At 63.2% G+C, this 23,167-nt stretch carries 24 protein-coding genes; 14 read left to right on the forward strand and 10 right to left on the reverse strand.

Translation table 11 applies throughout. From position 1 onward, the window contains the following. The first annotated feature begins 11 nt into the window (after nt 1-11). A complete protein-coding gene (gene ligD, locus NKG99_RS28385) occupies nt 12-2,525 on the forward strand; it encodes a DNA ligase D (RefSeq protein WP_352872392.1) in 2,514 nt (837 codons plus the stop codon). A 12-nt stretch (nt 2,526-2,537) separates the two neighbouring features. On the opposite strand, the gene NKG99_RS28390 is transcribed toward ligD, so the two are convergent. Next, nucleotides 2,538-3,212, reverse strand: a complete 675-nt coding sequence (locus tag NKG99_RS28390) for an ArsR/SmtB family transcription factor (protein ID WP_352872393.1) — start codon at nt 3,210-3,212, stop codon at nt 2,538-2,540. A gap of 68 nt (nt 3,213-3,280) precedes the next feature. Here NKG99_RS28390 and NKG99_RS28395 point away from each other — a divergent pair, with 68 nt between their 5' ends. The 3 genes from NKG99_RS28395 to NKG99_RS28405 all read left to right on the forward strand — a co-directional run bounded on the left by NKG99_RS28395 (nt 3,281) and on the right by NKG99_RS28405 (nt 4,256). Continuing rightward, nucleotides 3,281-3,496 (forward strand): DUF1127 domain-containing protein, encoded by a 216-nt coding sequence (locus NKG99_RS28395; RefSeq protein WP_352872394.1) that lies wholly within the window; start codon nt 3,281-3,283, stop codon nt 3,494-3,496. Nucleotides 3,497-3,582: 86 nt separating this feature from the next. Continuing rightward, the gene (locus NKG99_RS28400) at nt 3,583-3,915 is read left to right on the forward strand and encodes an NIPSNAP family protein (protein WP_352872395.1); all 333 of its coding nucleotides are present in this window, start codon (nt 3,583-3,585) and stop codon (nt 3,913-3,915) included. Then, nucleotides 3,912-4,256, forward strand: coding sequence for an antibiotic biosynthesis monooxygenase family protein (locus tag NKG99_RS28405; RefSeq protein ID WP_352872396.1), 345 nt, complete (start codon nt 3,912-3,914; stop codon nt 4,254-4,256). Before NKG99_RS28400 ends, NKG99_RS28405 begins: the two co-directional genes overlap by 4 nt. Before the next feature lie 40 nt (nt 4,257-4,296). On the opposite strand, the gene mbfA is transcribed toward NKG99_RS28405, so the two are convergent. Continuing rightward, complete coding sequence (gene mbfA / locus NKG99_RS28410; RefSeq protein WP_352872398.1) at nt 4,297-5,280, reverse strand: iron exporter MbfA; 984 nt, start codon at nt 5,278-5,280, stop codon at nt 4,297-4,299. Between the two features lie 166 nt (nt 5,281-5,446). Here mbfA and NKG99_RS28415 point away from each other — a divergent pair, with 166 nt between their 5' ends. Together NKG99_RS28415 and NKG99_RS28420 are read left to right on the forward strand one after the other, a co-directional pair. Continuing rightward, nucleotides 5,447-5,770 carry a hypothetical protein gene (locus tag NKG99_RS28415; protein WP_352872401.1) on the forward strand — a complete coding sequence of 108 codons (324 nt, stop codon included), beginning with the start codon at nt 5,447-5,449 and terminating at the stop codon, nt 5,768-5,770. Nucleotides 5,771-6,166: 396 nt separating this feature from the next. Continuing rightward, on the forward strand, nt 6,167-7,150 hold the full coding sequence (locus NKG99_RS28420) for a threonine/serine dehydratase family protein (protein ID WP_352872403.1): 984 nt from the start codon (nt 6,167-6,169) through the stop codon (nt 7,148-7,150). A gap of 145 nt (nt 7,151-7,295) precedes the next feature. On the opposite strand, the gene NKG99_RS28425 is transcribed toward NKG99_RS28420, so the two are convergent. The 4 genes from NKG99_RS28425 to NKG99_RS28440 are packed head-to-tail and all read right to left on the reverse strand — an operon-like array spanning nt 7,296 to nt 10,993. Continuing rightward, a complete protein-coding gene (locus tag NKG99_RS28425) occupies nt 7,296-8,432 on the reverse strand; it encodes an ABC transporter permease (RefSeq protein WP_352872405.1) in 1,137 nt (378 codons plus the stop codon). Next, nucleotides 8,429-9,349 (reverse strand): ABC transporter ATP-binding protein, encoded by a 921-nt coding sequence (locus NKG99_RS28430; protein ID WP_352872407.1) that lies wholly within the window; start codon nt 9,347-9,349, stop codon nt 8,429-8,431. The genes NKG99_RS28425 and NKG99_RS28430 overlap by 4 nt, the downstream gene beginning before the upstream one ends. After that, entirely contained in the window at nt 9,346-10,299 is a 954-nt protein-coding gene (locus NKG99_RS28435; protein ID WP_352872409.1) for an HlyD family secretion protein, read from the reverse strand. The genes NKG99_RS28430 and NKG99_RS28435 overlap by 4 nt, the downstream gene beginning before the upstream one ends. 13 nt (nt 10,300-10,312) lie before the next feature. Further along, entirely contained in the window at nt 10,313-10,993 is a 681-nt protein-coding gene (locus NKG99_RS28440) for a CerR family C-terminal domain-containing protein (RefSeq protein ID WP_352872410.1), read from the reverse strand. Nucleotides 10,994-11,093: 100 nt separating this feature from the next. On the opposite strand from NKG99_RS28440, the gene NKG99_RS28445 reads away from it, so the two are divergent. From NKG99_RS28445 to NKG99_RS28455, 3 genes are read left to right on the forward strand one after another with little or no spacing between them, the layout of a single operon-like run. Further along, nucleotides 11,094-11,567: a CYTH domain-containing protein gene (locus NKG99_RS28445; protein WP_352872412.1), complete on the forward strand. Its 474-nt coding sequence runs from the start codon at nt 11,094-11,096 to the stop codon at nt 11,565-11,567. Then, nucleotides 11,564-12,496, forward strand: a complete 933-nt coding sequence (locus NKG99_RS28450) for a CHAD domain-containing protein (RefSeq protein WP_352872414.1) — start codon at nt 11,564-11,566, stop codon at nt 12,494-12,496. The genes NKG99_RS28445 and NKG99_RS28450 overlap by 4 nt, the downstream gene beginning before the upstream one ends. A 50-nt stretch (nt 12,497-12,546) precedes the next feature. Beyond that, nucleotides 12,547-13,374: a YiiX/YebB-like N1pC/P60 family cysteine hydrolase gene (locus tag NKG99_RS28455; protein WP_352872416.1), complete on the forward strand. Its 828-nt coding sequence runs from the start codon at nt 12,547-12,549 to the stop codon at nt 13,372-13,374. Between the two features lie 65 nt (nt 13,375-13,439). Here the strand turns inward: NKG99_RS28455 and NKG99_RS28460 are convergent, their stop codons facing one another. Further along, on the reverse strand, nt 13,440-14,816 hold the full coding sequence (locus tag NKG99_RS28460) for an adenylate/guanylate cyclase domain-containing protein (RefSeq protein ID WP_352872417.1): 1,377 nt from the start codon (nt 14,814-14,816) through the stop codon (nt 13,440-13,442). 118 nt (nt 14,817-14,934) lie between these two features. Continuing rightward, nucleotides 14,935-15,735, reverse strand: coding sequence for a helix-turn-helix domain-containing protein (locus NKG99_RS28465; protein WP_352872419.1), 801 nt, complete (start codon nt 15,733-15,735; stop codon nt 14,935-14,937). Between the two features lie 113 nt (nt 15,736-15,848). Here NKG99_RS28465 and NKG99_RS28470 point away from each other — a divergent pair, with 113 nt between their 5' ends. Then, nucleotides 15,849-16,709 carry an SMP-30/gluconolactonase/LRE family protein gene (locus tag NKG99_RS28470; RefSeq protein ID WP_352872421.1) on the forward strand — a complete coding sequence of 287 codons (861 nt, stop codon included), beginning with the start codon at nt 15,849-15,851 and terminating at the stop codon, nt 16,707-16,709. A 64-nt stretch (nt 16,710-16,773) separates the two neighbouring features. Here the strand turns inward: NKG99_RS28470 and NKG99_RS28475 are convergent, their stop codons facing one another. Further along, nucleotides 16,774-17,697, reverse strand: a complete 924-nt coding sequence (locus NKG99_RS28475; RefSeq protein WP_352872423.1) for an AraC family transcriptional regulator — start codon at nt 17,695-17,697, stop codon at nt 16,774-16,776. Between the two features lie 607 nt (nt 17,698-18,304). Here NKG99_RS28475 and NKG99_RS28480 point away from each other — a divergent pair. The 4 genes from NKG99_RS28480 to NKG99_RS28495 all read left to right on the forward strand — a co-directional run bounded on the left by NKG99_RS28480 (nt 18,305) and on the right by NKG99_RS28495 (nt 21,961). Further along, nucleotides 18,305-18,877, forward strand: coding sequence for a methyltransferase family protein (locus NKG99_RS28480; protein ID WP_352872425.1), 573 nt, complete (start codon nt 18,305-18,307; stop codon nt 18,875-18,877). Continuing rightward, complete coding sequence (locus tag NKG99_RS28485; protein WP_352872427.1) at nt 18,832-19,428, forward strand: methyltransferase; 597 nt, start codon at nt 18,832-18,834, stop codon at nt 19,426-19,428. Before NKG99_RS28480 ends, NKG99_RS28485 begins: the two co-directional genes overlap by 46 nt. Before the next feature lie 21 nt (nt 19,429-19,449). After that, entirely contained in the window at nt 19,450-20,007 is a 558-nt protein-coding gene (locus NKG99_RS28490; protein ID WP_352872429.1) for a c-type cytochrome, read from the forward strand. A gap of 217 nt (nt 20,008-20,224) precedes the next feature. Continuing rightward, entirely contained in the window at nt 20,225-21,961 is a 1,737-nt protein-coding gene (locus NKG99_RS28495) for an adenylate/guanylate cyclase domain-containing protein (RefSeq protein ID WP_352872430.1), read from the forward strand. 202 nt (nt 21,962-22,163) lie between these two features. Here the strand turns inward: NKG99_RS28495 and NKG99_RS28500 are convergent, their stop codons facing one another. After that, nucleotides 22,164-22,841 (reverse strand): redoxin family protein, encoded by a 678-nt coding sequence (locus NKG99_RS28500; protein ID WP_352872431.1) that lies wholly within the window; start codon nt 22,839-22,841, stop codon nt 22,164-22,166. Nucleotides 22,842-23,167: the final 326 nt, after the last annotated feature.

Here is a 23,167-nt window from a genome sequence, read left to right on the forward strand (position 1 = left end):
GACACGAAGCGATGGCCAGCCTCGAACAGTATCATTCCAAGCGCGATTTCAGGAAGACCGCCGAGCCGGCCGGCAAGGTTTCTCGCGACACCAAAGCCAAGGCCGGCGGCATCTTCGTCATCCACAAGCACGCCGCGACGCGGCTGCACTACGATTTGCGCCTCGAGCATGACGGCGTGCTGTGGAGCTGGGCGGTGACGCGCGGCCCGAGCCTCGACCCGCATGAGAAGCGGCTGGCGGTGCATGTCGAGGATCATCCGATCGACTATGCACCGTTCGAAGGCACAATCCCCAAGGGCGAATATGGCGGTGGTTCGGTGATCGTCTGGGACGAAGGCACCTGGACACCCGAGATCGATCCGGCCAAGGCGATGAAGAAGGGCCATATCAGCTTCGAGCTCAAGGGGCACAAACTGCACGGCCTTTGGCATCTGGTGCGGCTGAAGCCGCGCGCGGGTGAAAAGCGCGACAACTGGCTGCTGATCAAGTCGGACGATGCCGCCGCGCGTCCCGGCGAGGACATTCTGACGGAAGCGCCGGAATCGGTGAAGTCGGGCCTGACGATCGAAGAGGTCGGCGAAGGCAAGACCGCCAAGGGCCAGAAGCCAAAGGTCTGGCATTCCAACAAGCCGGCCGCCGGCAAGGCGAAGGCCGGGAGCACGAAACTCGATTTTATCGAGCCGCAGTTCGCCACGCTGGAGCGGGAAGCACCGCCGGGCAAGGACTGGCTGCACGAGGTGAAGTTCGACGGTTATCGCATGCAGGCGCAAATCGCCGGCACGGAGGTGCGGCTGCTGACCCGCACCGGTCTCGACTGGACGGAGAAGTTCGGCGGGGAGATCGTCGCGGAACTCGCCGGGCTGAAATGCAGCGACGCCATCATCGATGGCGAGGTCGTCGTGCTGGCCGATAACGGCGTGTCTTCCTTCGCGCTGCTGCAGGCCGATCTCTCAGCGAAGCGGACGGACCGCTTCCTCTACTATGTCTTCGACATGATGCGCCTCGATGGCGAGGATTTGCGCCGGGCACCTCTGGTCGAGCGCAAGCAGGCCCTGCAGGAGCTGCTCGGCAAGCAATCCGAGAATCCGGCGGTGCGTTTCAGCGACCATTTCGCCGAACCCGGCAAGATCATGCTGGAGCATGTCTGCCGCATGGGGCTGGAAGGCGTCGTCTCCAAGCGCGCCGATGCGCCGTATCGCAGCGGGCGCGGCCCCACCTGGGTGAAGTCGAAATGCACGGCGCGGCAGGAATTCGTCATCGGCGGTTATCTACCGTCGGACAAGACCGGGCGGGGGTTGCGCTCGATCCTCGTCGGCTTCCACGAGGGTGGCAAACTGCATTATGCCGGACGTGTAGGCACCGGCTTCTCCGGCAAGGGCGCCACCGACTTGAAGGCAAAGCTCGATGCGCTGACGGCAAAATCATCGCCCTTCGCCGCAGCCGTGCCGAAGGGCAAGGGACTGGTCTGGGTGAAGCCGGAACTTGTCGGCGAAGTGGAGTTTCGCAGCTGGACGTCCGACCGTATAATACGCCACGCCTCGTTCCAGGGATTGCGCGAGGACAAGCCGGCGGAGGAAGTCGTGCAGGAAAAGCCGAAGGCGGCGACGGGCAAAGGCCCAGCCAAGGCCAAGCCGCCGGCCGGCAGTGCCGCCAAACCCGCCGGGTCGATGACCACCACGGTCAAACTCTCGCATCCCGACAAGCTGCTGTGGCCGGACGAAAAAATATCCAAGCAAGGGCTGCTCGACCACTACGCGCAGGTATGGCCGCGCATGGAGCAATTCATCGTCAACCGGCCGCTCAGCCTGGTGCGGGCGCCGGACGGCATCGGCGGCCAGCGCTTCTTCCAGAAGCACGCCTCGGCCGGCATGAGCGACAAGATCGCCCGCATGAAGGACCCGACCGACGGCGAGGAGATACTGTTCATCCGGGATTTCGACGGCGTTGCGGCGCTGGTCCAGTACGGCGTGGTCGAGATCCACATCTGGGGCTGCACCGTCGACAGACTGGAGCAGCCGGACCAGATCATCTTCGATCTCGATCCCGATGAAGGCGTCGACGTGAAGGCGGTGCGCGAGGCGGCACTCGATATCAGAGGCAAGCTCGACGAGCTGTCGCTGCCGAATTTCGTCAAGACATCCGGCGGCAAGGGCTACCACGTGCTGGTGCCGCTGAAGCCGTCGGCGGATTGGGAGGCGGTTAAACCGTTCGCCCATGATTTTGCTCGCGCGCTCGAACAGGGTGCCCCCGACCGCTACACGGCGACGCTGTCGAAGAAGGCGCGCACGGGAAAGATCTTCGTCGACTATCTGCGCAATGGCAGGGGCTCGACGACGGTCGCGCCTTATTCGTCACGCGCCAAGAGGGGCGCCACCGTGTCGATGCCGGTGACCTGGGCCGAGATCGAGGCCGGGCTGGCGCCGAACGCTTTCCCGATCGGCGACAAGACGACGATGAAGCAGCTGGCGCAAGCCGATCCGTGGGCAGATTTCTTCAAGCAGGGCAAGGTGCTGAAGCGGGGCTAGGACTTCGCCCGCTCAGGCTAGAAACACCTTCTCGAAAGCCTGCTTGCCCGCGGGCGAGAAAATGACCGCGCGGCTGTCCTTTTCGCGGCGCGCCCATTTTTCCGAAAAGATCTTGTCGAGGATGGCGGCGCCCAGCGTGCCGGCGAGGTGCGAGCGGCGCACGCTCCAGTCGAGGCAGGCGCGGCACACCGGCCGGCGCGGCTTGGTGTAGACATCGATGCCGATAGCGGCGAAATGCGATGCGGCCGCCGGCCCGAGCCTGATTTCCTTGTCGTCGCGGACCAGGACGTTTTTTGCGACAAGGCGATCGAGCATCGCCACCGCCTGCTCGCCGGCGAGGTGATCGTAGCAGACGCGCGCCACCCGCATCGCTCCGTCGCGGGGACCCGGTCGCACGCGCTTTGGGCCAACGGCTTCCGCGACGCCGGTGATGGCTTCGATCATGCCCGCCACCTGCGGTCCGGCGAGACCGTAATAGCGATGCCGACCTTGGCTCGCCACCGTGAGCAGCCCGCCTTCCATCAGCTTGCCCAGATGCGAGCTGGCGGTCGGCAGTGACACACCGGCCTCGAGCGCCAGTTCGCTCGCCGTCAGCGCCGTGCCGCCCATCAGGGCATTCAGCATGTTTGCCCGTGCTGGATCGCCGACCAGACTGGCGATGCGGGCTATGTCGGGTCCTTCACGCATAGTTCGTTCTCCGTCGAAGCATTCTTGTCAGATAACCACTATTCTCCGGGCAGATCAAGGAGACGACGATGACCGCGCGAACCGCTTTCCCCTCGGCACCGCTCCCCGGCCGTCAATCGTTCCCGTTCGTTACCTGGCTGCGTTCGCGGCTGCTGGCCCGCTGGTATGACCGCCATTTGCAACGTCTCGACCTTGCCGAGATCGACGACCATTTGCTGCGCGACCTTGGCCTGACGCCGCAAGACGTGCGCCGCGAATGCGCGAAATCCTTCTGGCAAGCGTGACCGTCACCACGATTGCCTAGCAGACCAGGCGGCACAATGTATCGACGCTGCTCGAACTATCGATGCGAAAACCCAAGGAGACCACCATGACCATCACCTGTTTCATCCGCTACGAGATCGACCCGTTCGGCAAAGCCGCCTTCGAGGAGTATGCGCGCAACTGGGGCCAGGCCATTCCGCGCTGCGGCGCCGATTTGATCGGCTATTTCGCGCCGCATGAGGGCTCGGCCACGACCGCCTATGCCGCTTACAACATCGACAGCCTGGCGGCCTACGAAGCCTACCGCGCCCGGCTTGCCGCCGATCCCGCCGGCAAGGCAAACTATGAGTTCGCCAAGCGCGAAAGATTCATCCTGAAGGAGGACCGCATGTTCCTGAAACACGTCTCGGGACCGCACGCGAAACTGGTGCTGCCGTGATTGCCGTCATCTTCGAGGTCGAGCCGGCGGCAGGCAGGCGCGATGCGTATCTGAGCATCGCCGCCGACTTGCGGCCGCTGCTCGACGGCATCGACGGCTTTCTCTCCATCGAGCGCTTCCAGAGCCTGGTCGACCCGAACCGCATCCTGTCCTTGTCGTTCTGGCGCGATGAGAAGGCGGTGGAGGCCTGGCGCAACACCGAGGAACACCGGCAGGCGCAGAAGGCCGGCCGCGGCGGTATCTTTGCCGGCTATCGTCTGCGCATCGCGCATGTGGTGCGCGACTATGGACTGACAGAGAGGGACGAGGCGCCGGCGGACAGTCGGGCGGTGAATGGGTGAGTGGTTCTTCCTTTTCCCCCTGTGGGACAAGGAAAGAACACTAGGCATTCCCGATCAGCACACCCGCCGCGAACACCAGGGCGCCGCCCAGCACCACCTGGAAGGCGGCACGCAGGAAGGGCGTCTGCATGTAGCGGTTCTGGACGAAGGCAATCGCCCACAGTTCGAAGAACACCACGACTGCCGCGACACCTGTCGCCGTCCAGAAATGCGGGATGAGATAGGGCAATGCATGGCCAAGGCCACCCGCCGACGTCATGACGCCGGTGGTGATGCCGCGTTTTATCGGCGAACCACGGCCCGATAGTTTGCCGTCGTCGGAAGCCACTTCGGTGAAGCCCATCGAAATGCCGGCGCCGATCGAGGCGGCAAGCCCGACCAGAAAGGTCTGCCATGTGTCATGCGTGGCGAAGGCGGCGGCGAAGATCGGCGCCAGCGTCGACACAGACCCGTCCATCAGCCCGGCAAGCCCTGGCTGCACATAGGTGAGGATGAACTGGCGCTGCTCGGCGGCGGCCTCTTCGTCCTTCACTTCACCCGGCACGTGCTTCTGCTCCAGGCGCTGCGCCAGCGTCTCATGACCCTGTTCCGCCAACGCCAGATCGTCGAGCAGTTTCCGGGTCGAGGCATCCGTGGTGCGCTTGGCCGCCTCGACATAGAACAGATAGGCCTGCCGCTCCATCGCTTCGGCCTGGCTGCGCACGTGCTCGATGCCAAGCGGCCGGACCAGCCAGTCGGGCTTGCGCTCGTAATAACCCTTCACATGTTCGCGCCGGATCAGCGGAATGCGCTCTCCGAACCGCTCGCGGAAAAGCTCGATCAGCGCGTCGCGATGGCCGTCCTCCTCCTCGGCCATCTCCTCGAACACTTTTGCCGATTGCGGGAAGTTCTCCGTCAGACCATCGGCGTAGGCGCGATAGATGCGTCCGTCATCCTCCTCGGACGAAATGGCCAGAGCCAGGATCTCCTGTTCGGTAAGCGATTCGAAGGGACGGCGGCCGAAGCCGAAGACGCGGGAAAGCATGAGGAATTCACCCTAGTTTAGAATAGTTCTAAACTATGGTTTGAGATGCCTTCGGTCAATTGCGTGCGGTCAAGAATTGTTGAAGCCCGCGCGCGTACCAAGGCCTTCATTATCAGTGAATGTTTACCTATATGGGTGAGCCAAGCCAAGAACAAGGAGCCGGCAGATGACGGCAAAACAGCCTCCGCATCCCTATGATCCCAAGCCCGTTCTCGATCTCATCGCCAGCATCGAGGCCGATCTGCATCGCCTGAAAGGCCTGGTCGAGCAGCAGATCGAGAAATTCGACCCCGCCAATCCGCACAACAAGGCGCCTGACGGCAAACTGACCGAGGAAGGCGTCGAGTGCTGCTACCGCATGTTCGACGAAGGCAAGTCGCGCTATTCGGTCGCCCAGCAAATGAAAATCTCCTTTGCGGCCGCCACGCATCGGTTCAACAACTGGCGCAAGCTGGGCGGGAGCAAGAGGCAGCGGACGCTGTTGGGGTGAGAGCCCGGTTCGCCGCAGGCGAATTGAAAGATCCGGTGGACCTTTCAAAGGGCTCGAACCGGGGGGCTGCCGTAGGCAGCGGGCCCCCGGCTGAGCGCTCGACCGCCAGATGTCGGCGGGACAGCACCCCCCTCTGGCCTGCCGGCCATCTCCCCCGCAAGGAGGGAGATTGGCAGTTTCGACTTCGGCGCTTCTCTTGTCGACGTTGGAAGTTGGCGAGAGTGTTCGTGACGTCTAATCTCCCCTGAGAGGGAGATGGCCGGCAGGACAGAGGGGGGCGTGCAGCGGCGGCGTTGCCGCCCCGCCAAACTTTGTAACGGTCACATTTTTTCATTGGTGCGCCACGTTTGTTTGCGCGCATCATGCGAGGACACCTTCTCTTCCACTGGACCTTACATGACCGCCATAACCCCTCCCGGCATTGCCGACATCCACCGCGCTGCAGCCCGGCTTGCCGGCTTGATCGTCGAAACCCCGTTGATCGAATCGCAGGAGCTGAATAAGCGCTTCGGCGCCCGCATACTGTTCAAGCCGGAGACACTGCAGCGCACCGGCTCGTTCAAGTTCCGCGGCGCCTACAACAAGCTGTCGTCGCTCAGCGAAGAGGAACGCAGCCGGGGCGTCGTCGCCTTCTCGTCGGGCAACCATGCGCAAGGCGTCGCGGCGTCGGCGGCGATGTTCGGCGTCAAGGCGGTCATCGCCATGCCGGCCGACGCGCCGGCGATGAAGATCGCCAATGTCCGCAAGATGGGCGCGGAAGTGGTGCCGTTCGACCGTTTTCGCGACAACCGCATGACCGTGATCCGCCCTTACCTCGAAAAGGGCATGGTGCTGGTGCCGCCCTTCGACGACCCGGCCATCATTGCCGGCCAGGGCACGATCGGCCTCGAATTGATGCGCCAGGCAAGAGCGCTTGGCGTCAGCCTCGACGCGGTTGTGGTTCCCTGCGGCGGTGGTGGCCTGTCGAGCGGCATTTCCGTCGCCGTCAAGGACGTCTCGCCCGACACTGCGGTCTGGGCGGTGGAACCCGAGCACTTCGACGACACCCGCCGTTCGCTGGTCGCGGGCACCAGGGTTTCGAACGAGCCGGGCCACGCCTCGATCTGCGATGCGATCCTGACCGCCGAGCCCGGCCTGATCACCTTCGAGATCAATCGCAGGAACCTCACTGGTGCCATCGCCGTCTCCGACAAGGCGACGGCCCAGGCGATGCGCGATGCCATGGCCTACCTCAAGCTGGTGGTCGAGCCCGGCGGCTGCGTCGCGCTGGCCGCGCTGTCATCGGGCGAGATCGAGCTATCGGGCAAATGCGTTGCCGTGGTGCTGTCCGGCGGCAATGTCGATTTCGGTACCTATGCCGGGATCATGGCGGCGGCATAGCTGGTTCCGAAGAATTGCAGCGGCGCAGAATGATAGCTGCAGCGATCCTTCACACCCCCTCTGGCCGGCAGGCCAGAGGGGGGTGCTGTCCCGCCGGCTTCCAAGACTTCCGCGCTGCAAAAGCACCCTGACGCTCACGCGGCGTCTAATCCAGCGTCCGCCTGAACCGCACCAGTGCGACGCCGGCAAACAATGCCACGAACACCACCAGCCAGCCGATCTCCGTTGCGACCGCTGGCAGTTCGGCTCCCTTCAGCATCACCGCGCGGATGATGCGCAGGAAATGCGTCAGCGGCAGGATCTCGCCGAACACCTGCGCCCAGCCGGGCATGCCGCGATAGGGAAACATGAAGCCGGATAGCATGATCGACGGCAGGAAGAAGAAGAAGGTGAGCTGCAGCGCCTGCATCTGCGTGCGGGCAATGGTGGAGATCGTATAGCCGAGCAGCACCAGCGCCAGCACGAAGATCAGCACGGCGGTGAGCAGCAGCGATATCGAGCCGGTGAAGGGGATGGCGAACAGAAGCTTCGCCGCGGCCAGCACCACCACCACCTGAACGGCGCCGACCGCCAGATAGGGCAGCACCTTGCCCAGCATGATCTCGAGCGGGCTCGACGGCATCGCCAAGAGGTTCTCCATGGTGCCACGCTCGGTCTCGCGCGTCAGCGCGATCGAGGTCATCATCACCATCGTCATCTGCAGGATAACGCCGAGCAGGCCGGGCACGATGTTGTATTGCGAGATGCCTTCGGGATTGTAGCGCCGGTGCACCACCACTTCGAGCTGGCCAAGCGCCGCCTCGGCGGCCGCCTCCTGTATGCCGCGCGCCCGAAGCAGCGCCTGGCTGGCGACGGTGCCGAGCGTCGAGATGGCGCCGCTGGCGACGGCCGGATCGGTGGCGTCGGCCTCTATCAGGATCCGCGGACTGTCGCCGCGTTCGACCCGCCGAGCGAAGTCGGCGGGTATGGTGACGACGAAGGCGACATCGCCACGCGACATCAGGAACTCCGCATCGGCAGCACTTTGCGAGACATGGTCGAAACGGTAGTAGCCCGTGGTCTGCAACGCCGAAACCATGGCCCGCGTGTAGGGGTCACTGCTTGTTGCCACGAGTGCCGCCGGCAGGCTTTTCGGATCATTGTTGATGGCGTAGCCGAACAGCACCAGCTGCATCAGCGGCACGCCGAGCATCATGGCAAAGGTGATGCGGTCGCGCCGCATCTGGATGAACTCCTTGATCAGCAGGGCGCCAAGCCGGGCGAAGGAAAAGACGCTGTTCATGCCATGTTGTCCTTCGAGCCGGACATGAACTGGATGAAGACATCCTCGAGGCTGGTTTCACCAGGCGAAACTTTCACGCCCTTGTGCTGCTTTTCGATATCGGCGAGTGCCGCCTCCAGCTTCTTTTTGTCGGAGCCGACGACATGCAGCGTCGCGCCGAACGGCGCCACCTGGTCGACACCAGGGCGCCCCTGCAGCGCTTCGGCCACCTGGTCGAGCCGCGGGCCTTGCAGGACGAACGTGGTCAGCCCGGCATTCTTGACCACCTCCGCGACTGTGCCGGTGGCCAGCATCTTGCCGTAGGAGATATAGCTGATTCGGTGGCAGCGCTCGGCCTCGTCCATATAGTGGGTGGAGACCAGCACGGTCAGCCCGCCGCTGGCGAGGCGATGGATCTCGTCCCAGAACTCGCGCCGTGCCTTCGGATCGACGCCCGCCGTCGGCTCGTCGAGCAGCAGCAATTTCGGCTGGTGCATGATGCAGGCGGCCAGCGCCAGCCGCTGCTTCCAGCCACCCGACAAGGTGCCGGCCAGCTGGTCGCGGCGCGTCGCCAGGCCGAGGTCTTCAAGCGTCCTGGCGACATGTTCTTCGACCGGCCTCAGCCTGTAGAGCCGCGCCACGAATTCGAGATTCTCGCCGATCGTCAGATCCTCGTAGAACGAGAATTTCTGCGTCATGTAGCCGACTTCGCGTTTGATGCGCAGGCTGTCGGTGCGGATGTTGAAGCCGAGCACCGTGCCTTCGCCCTCGTCGGGTGTCAGCAGGCCGCACATGATGCGGATGGTGGTGGTCTTGCCCGAACCGTTCGGCCCGAGAAAACCGACGATCTCGCCTTCGGCGACCGTCATCGTCACATGGTCGACGACGGTCTTGTCGCCAAAACGCTTGACCAGGCCATGGACGTCGATGACATTCATTTTGCGCTGTCCGCCAGATCGACATCGACGATCTGGCCCGGCTGCAGCGGGCCGGCATCGCCCTCCGGCCGCGCCTCGACGAGGTAGACCAGCTTCTGCCGGTTCTCCAAGGAATAGATCACCGGCGGGGTGAATTCGGGATCGGGCGAGACGTAGCTGACACGTGCCTTCACATCCGGGCCGCAGCCGTCGCAATGGACTCCGAGCAAGGTGCCGACCTTGACCGAGGAGAAGGCGCTCTCCGGAATGTAGACGCTGAGCTTTACCGCTCCGTCGGGCAGGATCGAGATGACCGGCGCGGTCGGGCCGGCGGTGTCGCCCGGATTGCGGATGACGTCGTTGACGCGGCCTGGCGAGGGTGCTGCCAGCACGCGCTTCGACAGCCGCCACTCAGCCTGCTCCAGCGTCGCCTGCGCCTGCTTGACCTGGTTGTCGGCGGCCTTGATCGTCTCCGGCCGTGCCGGCAGGCCGCCGACGGCGAGATTGGCATTGGCCTGGCCGACCTGCGCGTTGGCCGTCTCCAGCGTCGCCGAGGCGGTGTCGAAATCGGCCTGCGTGCCGGCGCCGCGTTTGAACAGGTCCGCGGCGCGGTCGAATTTGCGCTTGGCGTCGGCGGCCTGGGCACTCGCCATGTCGACCTCGGCCTTCAGCACGGCGATCTCTTCTGGCCGCTTGCCGATCTGCAGGTCAGCCAATTGCGCCTGCGCCTGGGCGAGGCCGGCCTCGGCCTGCGCCACCGCGATCCTGGCATCGGCACTTTCCAGCGTCACCACGGTCGTGCCGGGCACCACACGATCGCCGCGCTTGACCATGACGGTCTCGACCTGCGCCACCTCGATCGGCGCCAGCAGCACATAGTCGCCCTCGACATAGCCGACGGCCAGCGGCGCAGCCGGGGCACAGGCGCTGAAAAGCTGCGCGGCGAGCGGCAGCGAACACAAAATGCTCATGGTCTTTGCCTCTTCATCCTTGCCTCTTCCGGGCAGCCAGTATGGCCTTGAGATTGCCCGATGTGGCCGCCACCACCTTGGCGGCCTCGGCGGCGCCGATGTCGTGCCAGCCCATGCGGCGCATCACCGCCTCGCGACCGATGCGGAAATAGATGACCTGGCCGATCAGCGTGAACACGGTAAGCCTCGCAGCCTCGCTTTCGGCCGGCTCGCCCGTCGCCTGTTCCCAGAGCTGGCACAGCCGGCGGTGCGTCGGCTCGAAGACGCCGTCATAGATGCGGTCAAGCGCTGCCGTCGGATGGGAAAGCTCGCGCAACAGGAACTGCACGATCTCGCCGGCCTGCGGGCTTGCCACGACAAAGCCGACCATTCGTTCCAGAGCCGCGAAGAGCTGCATTTGCGCCGCCTCGGGACTGCCCGGCGCGGTTGCCTGCATATTGCCGAGCGCCTGGCCGGCAACCGTCTGAATGGTTTCGACGATAAAGTCGGCGGCAGCGGTGCGAAGACCCTCCTTGCCGCCGAAATGATAGGCGATCGAACCGATATTGGCGTGCGCCTCCGCGGCGATCTCGCGCGTCGAGGTGCCGTCAAAACCCTTTCGGCCGAACAGTTTCAGCGCCGCCTGCACAAGAGCGGCGCGCGTCATCTCGGTGGGCTCGCGGCGAGGGCTTTTGGGGTCGGGCGACTTTGTCATGACCTCCATTTAATCAATCGATTGATTAAAGTCAATCCGTGAGCGCCAACTGTGTACATTGTCTTGCCATGAACGGCGGCAACCGCTTTAGTGCGCGGCCATGGGCAAGGAAATCGAACGCAAATTCCTGGTTTCCGGCACCGCATGGCTGGAACTGGCCGAGGCGGATATCCGCATCCTGCAGTTCTATCTCGCCGCCGGCCCCGCGCGCACGGTGCGCGTGCGCATCAGTGACGGCACTTCCGCCAAGCTGACGCTCAAATTCGGCGGCAAGGCGCGCGAGCGCGACGAGTTCGAATATTCGATCCCCCTGTCGGAGGCGATGGAGATGCTGGACTTCGCCCTCGGACGTGTCATCGAGAAGACACGTCACCATGTTAGGCACCGCGGCTATCTCTATGAAGTCGATGTCTTTGGCGGGCCGCTGGCGGGACTTGTGGTCGCCGAACTCGAGACGCCGGAGGACGTGCCGGACGAAATGCTGCCTGACTGGCTCGGCCGTGAAGTGACCGGCGAGCAGAAATTCTACAACGCGTCGCTCGCCCTCGGGGGGATACCGGAGATCGCCGCATGAGCTTTCGCATCGATCCACGCCTGCCGCTGACCGACGAGGTCAGGCGTATCCTTGCCGAGGAAATCGGCAAGGCTCTGCATCATCTTGACGCCGCGCGTAGCAGGCCGGAGCAGGCGCTGCACAAATGCCGCAAGCGGCTGAAGAGCGCGCGTGCCTTGCTGCGCCTTGTTCGTTCCGGAGACGAAACATTCTGCGAGACAGAGAACCAGTGCTACCGCAATGTGGCGGGGCTGCTTGCCGGCCCGCGCGAAGCGACGGCGCTGATCGAGACCATCGACCGGCTGGCGGCAAGCTTTCCCAAGGAGAGCGCCGACGATGGGCTGACCGCCGCACGCGACAGGCTGATCGCCCACCAGCATGAATTGCACGAAGGCAGCGGACTCGAAGCGGCGATCGGCGCGGCGACCGCCGCTTGCGAGGAAGGCCTCAAGCGGATCGAAAGCCTCGTCTTGCCCGACCAGCCGGAACAGGCCGCGGACGTGCTTGCCGAAGGCGCACGTGCCACGCTGCGTCGCGCCAGAAAGGCGCTGGACAAGGCCGGATCGCGCGGCGAAGCCAATGATTTCCACGATCTGCGCAAGGCGGCCAAGACCCACGGCATGCATCTGTCGCTGCTCGGCAGGCTGTGGCCGACACCGATCAAGGTCCGGCGCAAGGCGGTCGACGAACTGGGCGAGCGGCTGGGCGACCTGCACGATGTGTTCGTCATGCGCGACCTGCTCGAGGCCGACGGGCGTCCGCTCGGACCGCACGAGGACACCAAGCTTCTAGGCAAGCTTTTGAAGCGGTCGGAGAAGCAGCTGAAGAAGAGCTGTCTGGCCGAGGCGGCCGAACTGTTCGGCGACAGCCCCAAACGCTCGACGCGCAAACTGGCGCGCAAGGCGCGCGGCGATCTGGCTTCGCCGCCGGAAGACGCGACGGTCAGCTGACCGACATGCGGCTGGCGCCCGGCTGCCCGCCTATGCTAATCGCCTAGGATATGACCGAGCCCGGCAACACGCTTCTGGATCGACTTGGCCGCTGGCTCGCCGGCCGGCTGCAGGAAGAATCTTCCGGCTACGAACCCTACACGCCATCCGATGCCGAGACGCTGCGCCGCACGCTTGAGCCCGGCGATATCCTGCTGATCGAGGGCAACCAGAAGATCTCGGCGGCGATCAAATACCTGACTCAGTCGACCTGGTCGCATGCGGCCTTCTATGTCGGCGACGCGCTGGCCGAACCGGAGGACGGAACGGAGAGGCGGCGGCTGATCGAGGTCACGCTCGGCGAAGGCTGCGTGGCGGTGCCCCTGTCGCGCTATCGCACCTACAACACCCGCATCTGCCGGGCGAGCGGGCTGACACCGGAGGACCGCGACAAGGTCGTCGCCTTCATGGTCAGCAAGCTCGGCCTTAAATACGACCTCAAGAACATTTTCGACATGCTGCGGTTCTTCTTCCCGACGCCACCGGTGCCGGTGCGCTGGCGCCGCCGCATGCTGGCCTTCGGCTCCGGCGACCCGACACGGGCGATCTGCTCGACGCTGATCGCCGAGGCCTATGGCCAGATCCGCTATCCGATCCTGCCCGAGATCACCCGTGCGCCCGGCCGCGCTTCGGCGCAGTCGAACTATTCGCGCAAGGAAATCCTGCACATCCGCCACCACTCACTGTACACGCCGCGCGATTTCGACCTGTCGCCCTATTTCCGCATCGTCAAGCCGACGCTGGAATATGGTTTCGACTACCGGCAGATGGTCTGGGACGACAAGGCAAGCACAGACGCCGCAGCCGCAAAGGCTGGCGCAATCGCCTCAGACACCTGATGGCCCCTATGGCGCGGCCTATCGCTATCCAGCCGAGGTGCAGGCGTTTCACATGGCGGCCTATATCACGCCGAAACCGCAATAGCACCCTGGTTTTTGGCTCTGTGTTCGACCCAGACATGGACCGGTTCGTCCCGGCCGCGGATGCTCACCGGTCCATGATCGCGCGCATTCAACAGTGTCGTGGGCGATTCCGCCTTCGCGGCCTCAATCAGTCGTGACCCAAAGCAAATATTCGCCTGAAGCTCACGGCAGAGCGACTGCAAACGGCTGGCGACGTTGACGGTGTCGCCCACCACCGCGAAGGACAAATTGCGCTCGCTGCCGACCGCGCCGATGACCACTGCGCCATATTGTGCACCGATCCGAACGTCCAGCGGCGGGTATCCCCTGGACACCCGCTGGACATTCCAGTCTTCGAGAGCGGCGACCATCGCTTCAGCACACTGAATGGCCCGAGTCGCGTCGTCATGGCTGGCTTGCGGAACCCCGAATGTCGCCATGATGCAATCGCCGATATAGTTATCGACGGTGCCATTGTGGTCGAAAACGACCTGTTCCATGCGACGGTGGAACTGACGCAGAAGTTCGAACACTGCTTCGGCCGGATGATCCTCGGAATAGTGTGTGAAGCCGACGATGTCGGCGAACAGCACCGCGATATCCTGCCGGCGGACCGGGCCGAAGGGCTCGTCATCGGTGGCGAGCTGGTCGACGACATTGGGCGAAAAATGCCGGGCGAGATTGGCGCGGGCGCGCTCTGCCTTGACATAGTCTTCCGACAAATGTCGGGAACGATAGACGACCAGCGCCATGATCGCGCCGATAATCAGCACAACCAACACGTTGGTCGCCTGCGCAAATGTATCGACGAAATTGGGGTTGAGATAGAGGTTCAGTCGCTCTGTCACCGGCAGCGAATAGAGGTTCGTCGCCGGAATGACGGTTCCCGGATGAGAAATCACCCATCCCACCCCGATCGCCCATGTCAAGGCCGCGAGCGCGCCGAGATAGAGCGCCAATCGTGTCGAAAGGGTCAGCGCGCCAAGGCATACGAAAATCAGCAGGAATTTGAAGCTGCCCTCGCGCAGTTGCATCGCGGCTGGTGCGACCTCCAGGGAAAACGGGTTGGGCGTTACCAGCAGAACGGTCAACAGAATGATGTCCAGCGTACCGACGAGGTAACCGATCCACCATCGCGCCGTGCGACGGCGCGCAAAGAGAAACTGGATCAGGCCGACGAGCTGGAACAGCACGAGGCCCGCCAGCACGAAGAGCAGCGAAGCATCCCAGCGGCTGATCAATGAAAAGAAGCAGGAGATCACAGCGAGCGATGCCGTACGGGCCCAGAACTGCAATGCAGCACCCTGGCGTTCTGCGCGCGCCCGCAAATTTTTCAGGCGCGAATAGCGGCGAAGTTCAAGTGTTGGCGCGGTCGGCATAGGATCACTTCGATTTCACGGGGACGTGTCACGCATTCGGCAAACCCGCCCTCTTCAGTCTGGCAAATCAGTGCGCGAACTCTATCATGAATGTGATTTCATTTTTGAACCGCGGCTGTCAGGCCGGTAACGGGCGGCGTCCCTTTGCGGGAGCGGCGGGCCGATCGAACGCGCCGGCATCGCGCGGGTGCGGGCCGATCGGCATGATCGCGGGAAATGGCGTTGCACCGAAGGCAAACGTCCATTTGTAGCCAACCAGCCCATCCTCCGGCGTGGTGTGCTGATCGTGATGGGCCAGCAATTTGGCGCGGTCGGCGAGGTCCTGGGCCTCGCGCCGCACCATTTCCGCCGTCTCCGGCCGCATCCGCCTCGAGAAGCTGACGAAGGTCGCTTCGTTCTCGATATGGGTGATGGCCCAGCCGATGAAATTCTTGTTGGTCATCTCGAACAGCGGCCGCAGCGGCCCTTCGAAATTCCACTGGATCGGCGTCTCGACCAGCAATCTCGCCGACAGACCCCGTCGGAGCGCGATCAGGCCAAGTTCCTCCAGATCCCGCAGATAGAGGAACATCGAGGCTTCGCTCAGGCCTTGCGAGCGCATGATGCCCTCGGGCGTGAACTTCTCCGACAGCATGACGAAGATGAACAGCAGTGCCGGCCGGCCGGCGAGCCTGCGCTCGATCTCCGGCGCGATGTGGTTGACCGGACCCGGCCCCCTGTTCATCGAGCCGAGCACGTTCTCCAACTCGACGCCGGCAGCGGCGCAGATCTCCATCAGCCGGTCGAGCTTGCAGTTGCGCTCGTGGAAGATGCGCTTCACCGTCGGCTCGGAAACGCCCATGCGTTCGGCGAGCTCGCGGTAGGTGACGCCCTTCGCCTTCAGCGTCCGCTTCAGCGCGTCGAAGATCAGGCCGTTCATGGGATGCACCTCTTGTCGGGAATTTCGTATCGATTTTCGATACTAGTGGTAATATGGCTTTCGGGAAAGTATCGAAAATCATAGCTCTCCGTTGTCATCACAGGAGACCAGCCATGAAAACCTTCGTCACCTCAGCCTTTCTCGCCGTCATCGGCATCGACGCAGTGCCTGCCGCCCAGGCCGGCGAACTCTGGCGCGCCACCGGTCTCGAACAGCCGGAATCGGCCCTGTTCGATGCCGCCAACAACCGCATCATCGTCTCCAATATCGTCGGCAATCCCGGTGAGGCCGACGGCAACGGCTATCTCAGCGTGGTGTCCTTGGACGGCAAGACGGTCACCCAACACTGGACCGACGGCATGGATGCACCCAAGGGCATGACAATATCGGGCGGCAAGCTCTATGTCGCCGACATCACCAAGGTTCGCGTTGTCGATCTCGCCAGCGGCAAGCTCGTCGCCAGCATCGCGGTGCCGAACGCGGTCTTCCTGAACGACATGACATCGGACTCGTCGGGCAAGGTCTATGTCACCGACATGCTGGCCGACACGATCTATCGCATCGACGGCGACCGGCCGGAACTGTTCGTCAAGGACGCGATGCTGGCTTCGCCCAACGGCGTCTTCGTCGATGGTATCAGGCTGATCGTCGCCTCCTGGGGCAAGGGCATCAAGCCCGACTTCAGCACGGCGGAGCCGGGCGGGCTGCTGTCGGTCGACATCGCCAGCAAGGTGGTTTCGCCCTTGCCGGACGCGCAGAAATTCGCCGACCTCGATGGTGTCGTCGCTATTGGCGACACCATCTACGCCACCGCCTACATGACCGGCACGCTCTACCGCTGTCATCCCGGCGCCGCGCCGGAAGCGGTGGCGCATTTCAAGCCGGGCAGCGCCGACATCGGCACCGACGGCAAGTCGATCCTCTATGTGCCGCTGATGAACGAGGGCGAGGTTGCGGCGCTGAAGCTCGACTGAGAGCCATGATCGGCGCCTCGAGGCCGATCTCCTCGACGTTCGCCAACAGCCGCGAGTGCAGAGGTCAAAGATTCCCAATCCCGACGCGCTCGACCAGGGATCGGCCATGAACGCAGCGGCCAAATTGGCGTGGGGTCAGTCCGGTTACCTCTCGGAAGCGGGCGGAAAAGTGGCTTTGGCTGCCAAAGCCGCAGGCATGTGCCACGTCGGACAACGGAGTCTTGCCTGCTGCAAGAAGCCGCTTGGCATGGTCGGTACGTCTCCGCAATACGTAGCGATAGGGGCCAAGGCCAGTCGAGCGTTTGAAGGCACGGGCGAAGTGATAGGGGCTCAGACCGGCCACGGCAGCCAGGTCCTCAATCGTCAGGTCCTGCTCCAGATTGGCTTCGACATACTCCTGCACCCGCCGCAGAACGACTGGCGCCAGACCGCCGCGGATGAAGAGCGCTCTCGGCGGGCGTTCGCTGCAGCGGGCCGCGAGATAGGTGGTCAGCATTTCGCCGGCCTGAGTTATGGCGATGCGGTCAGCCGGCTCCTCCCACGACAGCGGCAGCACCATGGAGCGGATAATGTTTTCGAGCGACGGATCGCGTTGGAGGCCCGCTTCGCGCAGGCTTATCAGGCTGGGGTCGGCATCGAGCGTCTCCACCACTCGCGACTCAAACACCGGCGTCGGGATGTAGAAGTGGAGCAGCCGGCCTTTCCCGGCAGCCTCCCATGCGGTCGGTGCGCCCGCCGGCACAACCCAGAGGCTGCTTTCGCCATGGATTGGGTCGTAGCTGCGTCCGCGCAGCCGGCGAAAGCCCGCACCACCGGCGACCCAAAAACTGAGCGTATGGTGATTGGCCGGGTTGTAGCGGTAATGCCCGTGTCCCTCCCGCTCCCAGAGCGCAGCTGCCAAGCCCTCCCCGAAGCGTGTCGAGGCCCGCAAAGGAACACCCGACTGCTGCAGATGATTGAAGGTGGTGTAGTCCTGCAATCGTAACATGGCACAGTTCAGGTAAGCGAAATCTCTGCCGAAGCAAGACCGCCGCCCATTCCGCAGCAAGATCAGAACAAAACCCGGAGCTTTTGGGCTGACAGCGCCGCGGTGCCTGCGCTATGTGTCGCCCTGCGGTGGGCTTCGCAGAGCGAGGCAAGAACATGCGATTGCTTGACGACGCAATTGCTGTGCATGGTGGCGAAGCTGAACATCGCCGACGAACTGGCCGGTGGGCTGCATACCCCCAAGGAACTCGCGCGGATGGCTGGAAATGGGAGGCTGAAATGCCTCGAGCGGAAACTCGCGTCGATCACTCGTCGAGTGTGCGACTACTTGGAGTTGTGTTGAAGGCTACAGACGTGGCTCCCAAAGCTTGGCTGTTGGCCGTCTCCAGACGTCGGGCAATCGCGGATTTGCCCCCCGAGCGGCTGAGGGACATCGGTCATGCCGAGGCCCCAGCGGCAGTGCTTGAAGTCAACCCAGGTTTAGTCACGAACTTGATGTCGATGAGGTAGGGGCGGTCCGGACCTGCGGCAGTGTTCGGAACCCGCACTGCCAAGAATACAGCGCGGCTTGAAGCCGCGAATTAACCGTCAACACTGAGGAATGCGCCATGTTGAACCATCTCCAGCGCGCTGCTGCGCGCACGACAACGCTTGCCCGCCAGCCCGGTTCGATCTCGGACGGGACAAGGCTGCGCTCGGTCGACCAGCCGATTGCCACGCAGGAACTTCCTTCCGCCGTCCCGCTAATGGCACTTTCGACGGGCTTCTGGGCTTTCAAGGCCCTGGCTGCAGCACACGAGCTGGACCTCTTCAGCCGCCTCGCGGGCGGCCCAGGCACGACTGCTGGCGAGCTAGCGCAAGCGCTCGGTCTGCATCCACGCCCGGCCGAGATGCTGTTGACCGGCTGCGCAGCACTCGGGCTTCTGGAGAAAGCGGACGGCCGCTATCGCAATACGCCTTTAAGCGAAGCCTATCTCGTGCGCGGGAAGCCGTATTACTTCGGTGGCTTCGTGCAGATGGCCGACAAGCGGCTCTACGCGGGCTGGGGCAAACTTACCGAAGCGCTGCGCACGAACCGGCCAACCACATGGGACACGACAGTGCATCCTCGGCATTCGACGGCGAGGATCCGACGATGCTGGCAACCTTCTGGGAGGCGATGCATTCGCTCTCCACGATGACCGCGAGTATGCTTGGGGAGGCCGTGGATCTCAGCCGTTTCCGCCGTCTTCTCGACATCGGCGGCGGATCGGGCGCGTACGACATCGAGCTTTGCAAGCAATATGGAGCGCTGCGCGCGACCGTGTTTGATCTGCCGCATGTGGCCGCGATCGCCGCGGGAAAGATTGCCGAGGCCGGCTTGACCGACCGGATCGAGACCATAGGAGGCAGCTTCTTCGAGCAGCTTCCCGGGGATCACGACGTGCATCTCCTGTCGATGATCCTGCACGATTGGGACGAGGCGAAGGACCGCCCCCTGCTGCGCCGATCCTTCGAGGCTTTGCCGAGCGGCGGCGCGGTCGTCATCAGCGAGCTTCTCGTCAATGACGAAAAGACCGGGCCGACGCCGGCCGCGCTAATGAGCCTCAACATGCTGATCGAGACGGAAGGGCGAAACTATACGCCGGCCGAATATTCGGCGTGGCTCGAGGAAGCCGGATTCAGGCAAATCGAGACGGTCTGGTTCGACGCACCCGCCGCGAACGGCGCCGTGATCGGCCGCAAGCCCTAGAGCCACGGGACGGAGGAAAGCATGAGCATTCGCGACTTCGGATCTGCCGCGGCGCGCGTGGCGTCGCAGACGGCCAGGCGGGTGTTGCCCGCAGCATTCACGGCGCTGGTGGCGACGATCGGATCGTCGCCTGCCGGCGCGGCCGACCGCGAGCTGGTCGAACGGGGGAAATACCTGGTGACCATCGGGAACTGCACCGATTGCCACACGCCGGGACATTTCCTCGGCAAGCCGGACATGACGCGTCACCTCGGAGGCTCCGAGGTCGGCTTCGAGATCCCGGGGCTCGGGGTCTTCTACGGCCCCAACCTCACGCCCGACGCGGCGACGGGTCTCGGGCGCTGGAGTGAGCGTGATATCGTCACGGCAATCCGAACAGGCAAGCGCCCCGATGGACGCACGCTCGCTCCGATCATGCCGTGGGCGGCATTCGCGGAGCTCACCGATACCGACGCCGGGGCGATCGCGGCCTATCTCAAGAGCCTGCCGCCGGTGAGCAACAAGGTCCCTGGACCGTTCGCACCGGGCGAGGCGCCGACTTCGTTCGTGATGAAGATCGTGCCGCCGGCGAAGCAATAGCGCGCATTGCAGGGCGGCGCCCATCCCTTTACGGAGTCGCCCCTGCCAAGAGCAACCCGTCCTCGCGACCGCGTAAAGAAGAAAGTGAATGATCGACCCACGTGGCGCGATCACTCCATGTAGCGGGTTGCCGATCGAGCTTCGAAGTCAGCCTGATAGACTTTTGAAATGGGCGGCATACAATCCATTTTTCTGCTTTCAATGAAAGCAAAGCGAAATGGCCGAAGAACGCGCCCAACGCCGTCTTGCCGCCATATTGGCCGCCGACGTGGTGGGCTACAGCCGACTTCTGGACCTGGACGAGAAAGGAACGTTGACCGCGTTAAAGAGAAGGCGGAAGGAGATCCTGGAACCACTGGTCCGCGACCGTCACGGCCGTGTCGTAAAAGTGATGGGCGATGGCGTCCTAGTCGAGTTCGGAAGCGCAGTGAACGCTGTGTCATGCTCCGTCGAACTCCAGAAGCGGATGATGGCCGCGAATGAGGGTTTGGCGTTCGACCGACAAATCAACCTGCATATCGGCATCAATCTGGGCGATGTCGTTGTCGAGGACGGCGATCTGTTCGGCGATGGCGTTGTTATCGCAGTGCGGCTTCAGGCAATGGCCGGGGCTGGAGATATCTGCGTCTCCGGCAGCGTCTATGACCAAGTCAAGCGAAAGCTTGAATGCGACTTCGACGAACTCGGTCCGCAAGCGATCAAGAACGTTGCCGAACCGGTGTCCGTTTATCGGATTCGGATATCGACCTCATCTGACGGTGGCGGACCGGCGGAGAAAGCGCCGCTGCCGCTCCCCGGCAAGCCCTCCATCGCCGTCCTTCCCTTTACGAACATGAGCAACGATCCGGAGCAGGAGGCCTTTGTCGACGGCCTCACCGAAGACCTGATCACGGATCTGTCGAGGAACAGCGAGTTGTTTGTCATCGCCAGCAACTCGGCTTTTGCATATAAGGGCAGGCACGTGGATGTGCGTCGCATCGCGCGAGAACTGGGAGTGCGCCATCTTCTTGAGGGTAGTGCACGGCGGGCAGCTGGACGGGTGCGTATCAACGCTCAATTGATCGATGCGATCGGGGGCGACCACCTTTGGGCCGAAAGATTCGACCGAAGCCTTGAAGATATCTTCGCCGTTCAGGACGAGGTGACCGGCAAGATTGTCGAGGCTCTGGTGGGCCGTCTGACCGCCGCGCCGGCGCGCAACAGACCGAGCAACCTGGAGGCCTATGATCTATGTGTGCGTGCACGGGCCTTGGGGCTGCAAACGGCGGTCACCGCGAAAGAAGCCATTTTCCTGCTGAACCGGGCAATCGCGCTCGATCCGGAATATGCGGAGGCCCATCGTTGGCTGGCACTCAACCTCTGGCTGGGCTGGGAGTTCTGGGACGAACCGATGGATCCCAATCGCGCAAGTGCGCTTGCCGAAGCACAGCAGGCGGTCGGACTTGACCCGAATGACGCTGGGAACCGATGGGTATTGGGCGTTATATTAGGACATGAGGGTCGCTGGGCGGAATCGGATGCCGAATTCGCCGCCGCCCACAAGCTGGATCCCAACCACGCCGACGCATGGGCGATGCAGGCTGAACTGACGACGGAAAACGGCCGGCCTGCCGAAGCCATAGAGCAGGTGCGCAAGGCGCTGCGACTCAACCCTCACCCGCCCGGTTGGTATTACTGGATGTTGGGCCAGGCTCAGTATGCCATCGGTGACTACGAATCCGCGGTTCAAACGTTGCGGAGACCCGAAACTTATCGCACGACTTCACGACGCCTGCTTGCGGCAAGCCTTGCGCGACTTGGCCATTTGGAGGAGGCGCGCTGGGAGGCGGAAATGTTCATGATAAGCAATCCGCACTTCACAATCCGGCATTGGTCAGCTTCGCAGCCTTTCCCGGCCGAAGACGTGCGGCGGCATATCGTGGAAGGCTATCGCATGGCCGGGCTGCCAGAATGACTGTCATGGCTATGCCGTCGGGGCCGCAGTGGATAGGCGTCTCGAGGCTGCCGCAGCAGCGAATTTTTGGTCTCTGCTGCCGGGAACGAAATTCGTCATATCGAGACTTGAACATGGCCAGTGAAGACTTTCGACACCGGAAAGCACAACGCGAGGATTACGCTCATGGACGCGGCGATCTCCGCCAGAACCCCTTTCCAGATTAGTGTGCGACTTGGAAAGCTGCCGCCATCAATTCTTTGGGATTTGGGGCCCGGCATACATTCTGGCCTTCCTCTTCAGCTTCCGTGAAGGTCCAGCGCACAATGCCTTCCCGATCGAGCAAGAACTCGCCGACAAGCGGCATGTGACCGGCGATCATAATCTGCCGGTCGGCCTCCGTAATTTCGTACCCGTCCTTTTTCTCAAAAAAGTCGCCCGCCGCAGCCGGGTTCATCGGCTCGGGCAACTCCCCTGGCAGATCGATCCGCATTGTCATGACTGCGTCCATTCCGAGCTTGTGCGGCCATTCGGTTTCATTCTCCGTGAGCTCGAGGATGGGTAAACCGAAGGCGCGGTGTGAAGCGCCCTCCGGGTCGGATGCGCTAAGAAGATCGGGTAGCGGATGGTAACGGAAGTAGAGCCGCGCACGTTCGACCGGCGTCTTGACCACTGCAAGACATTCTATGCCTTTTTCCTTCAGGGCCGGATTGAGCTGCGCCATCGCCGCGACATGGCGCCGGCAGAATGGACAGTGCAGGCCTCGAAACAAACCGACCAGTAATGGGCGGCCTCGAAAATCGTCGAGCGCGATCTTGCCGTCGCGCGAGATCGCGTCGAACACGATATTCGGTACCCGGTCGCCCGGCTGCAACGGCCGGTCGATACGACTCGTGGACATGGACAACCTCCTCGCCCGGATCAGTCAGAAAAAGGCAGCACACCCAGCGTTTCGGAGTTGAGCCCGTGCTTGGGCGCATAACTTCCTGCGCCAGGCAAAATAGCTTTCGGCCTCTGCCATTGCAGAGGTCGATTAAGCGTCGCAACACCATCATAGCACGGAAAAATCATCTGCGGGTCGCCCTCGCGCTGTCTCGAGCGCCTCTATAGTAGATAGTAGCTAACCGCCAGCACCGGCCTTGCCAAACATGTCGGCCAGCGTGGTCGTTTGGGAAGTCGGCTTTCAGGAAGCGCCAAAGGCGCCCTGAATGGCCGCCATCAGGCGCA

It is taken from the genome of Mesorhizobium sp. M1409 (assembly GCF_040317535.1).
Classification (GTDB): domain Bacteria; phylum Pseudomonadota; class Alphaproteobacteria; order Rhizobiales; family Rhizobiaceae; genus Mesorhizobium.

What these genes read in the sequence shown, in the direction of transcription:
- ligD (WP_352872392.1), top strand. Translation starts at nt 12, where the DNA reads ATGGCCAGCCTCGAACAGTATCATTCCAAGCGCGATTTCAGGAAGACC.
- NKG99_RS28390 (WP_352872393.1), bottom strand. Translation starts at nt 3,212, where the DNA reads ATGCGTGAAGGACCCGACATAGCCCGCATCGCCAGTCTGGTCGGCGAT.
- NKG99_RS28395 (WP_352872394.1), top strand. Translation starts at nt 3,281, where the DNA reads ATGACCGCGCGAACCGCTTTCCCCTCGGCACCGCTCCCCGGCCGTCAA.
- NKG99_RS28400 (WP_352872395.1), top strand. Translation starts at nt 3,583, where the DNA reads ATGACCATCACCTGTTTCATCCGCTACGAGATCGACCCGTTCGGCAAA.
- mbfA (WP_352872398.1), bottom strand. Translation starts at nt 5,280, where the DNA reads ATGCTTTCCCGCGTCTTCGGCTTCGGCCGCCGTCCCTTCGAATCGCTT.
- NKG99_RS28415 (WP_352872401.1), top strand. Translation starts at nt 5,447, where the DNA reads ATGACGGCAAAACAGCCTCCGCATCCCTATGATCCCAAGCCCGTTCTC.
- NKG99_RS28420 (WP_352872403.1), top strand. Translation starts at nt 6,167, where the DNA reads ATGACCGCCATAACCCCTCCCGGCATTGCCGACATCCACCGCGCTGCA.
- NKG99_RS28425 (WP_352872405.1), bottom strand. Translation starts at nt 8,432, where the DNA reads ATGAACAGCGTCTTTTCCTTCGCCCGGCTTGGCGCCCTGCTGATCAAG.
- NKG99_RS28430 (WP_352872407.1), bottom strand. Translation starts at nt 9,349, where the DNA reads ATGAATGTCATCGACGTCCATGGCCTGGTCAAGCGTTTTGGCGACAAG.
- NKG99_RS28435 (WP_352872409.1), bottom strand. Translation starts at nt 10,299, where the DNA reads ATGAGCATTTTGTGTTCGCTGCCGCTCGCCGCGCAGCTTTTCAGCGCC.
- NKG99_RS28440 (WP_352872410.1), bottom strand. Translation starts at nt 10,993, where the DNA reads ATGACAAAGTCGCCCGACCCCAAAAGCCCTCGCCGCGAGCCCACCGAG.
- NKG99_RS28445 (WP_352872412.1), top strand. Translation starts at nt 11,094, where the DNA reads ATGGGCAAGGAAATCGAACGCAAATTCCTGGTTTCCGGCACCGCATGG.
- NKG99_RS28450 (WP_352872414.1), top strand. Translation starts at nt 11,564, where the DNA reads ATGAGCTTTCGCATCGATCCACGCCTGCCGCTGACCGACGAGGTCAGG.
- NKG99_RS28455 (WP_352872416.1), top strand. Translation starts at nt 12,547, where the DNA reads ATGACCGAGCCCGGCAACACGCTTCTGGATCGACTTGGCCGCTGGCTC.
- NKG99_RS28460 (WP_352872417.1), bottom strand. Translation starts at nt 14,816, where the DNA reads ATGCCGACCGCGCCAACACTTGAACTTCGCCGCTATTCGCGCCTGAAA.
- NKG99_RS28465 (WP_352872419.1), bottom strand. Translation starts at nt 15,735, where the DNA reads ATGAACGGCCTGATCTTCGACGCGCTGAAGCGGACGCTGAAGGCGAAG.
- NKG99_RS28470 (WP_352872421.1), top strand. Translation starts at nt 15,849, where the DNA reads ATGAAAACCTTCGTCACCTCAGCCTTTCTCGCCGTCATCGGCATCGAC.
- NKG99_RS28475 (WP_352872423.1), bottom strand. Translation starts at nt 17,697, where the DNA reads ATGTTACGATTGCAGGACTACACCACCTTCAATCATCTGCAGCAGTCG.
- NKG99_RS28480 (WP_352872425.1), top strand. Translation starts at nt 18,305, where the DNA reads ATGTTGAACCATCTCCAGCGCGCTGCTGCGCGCACGACAACGCTTGCC.
- NKG99_RS28485 (WP_352872427.1), top strand. Translation starts at nt 18,832, where the DNA reads ATGCTGGCAACCTTCTGGGAGGCGATGCATTCGCTCTCCACGATGACC.
- NKG99_RS28490 (WP_352872429.1), top strand. Translation starts at nt 19,450, where the DNA reads ATGAGCATTCGCGACTTCGGATCTGCCGCGGCGCGCGTGGCGTCGCAG.
- NKG99_RS28495 (WP_352872430.1), top strand. Translation starts at nt 20,225, where the DNA reads ATGGCCGAAGAACGCGCCCAACGCCGTCTTGCCGCCATATTGGCCGCC.
- NKG99_RS28500 (WP_352872431.1), bottom strand. Translation starts at nt 22,841, where the DNA reads ATGTCCACGAGTCGTATCGACCGGCCGTTGCAGCCGGGCGACCGGGTA.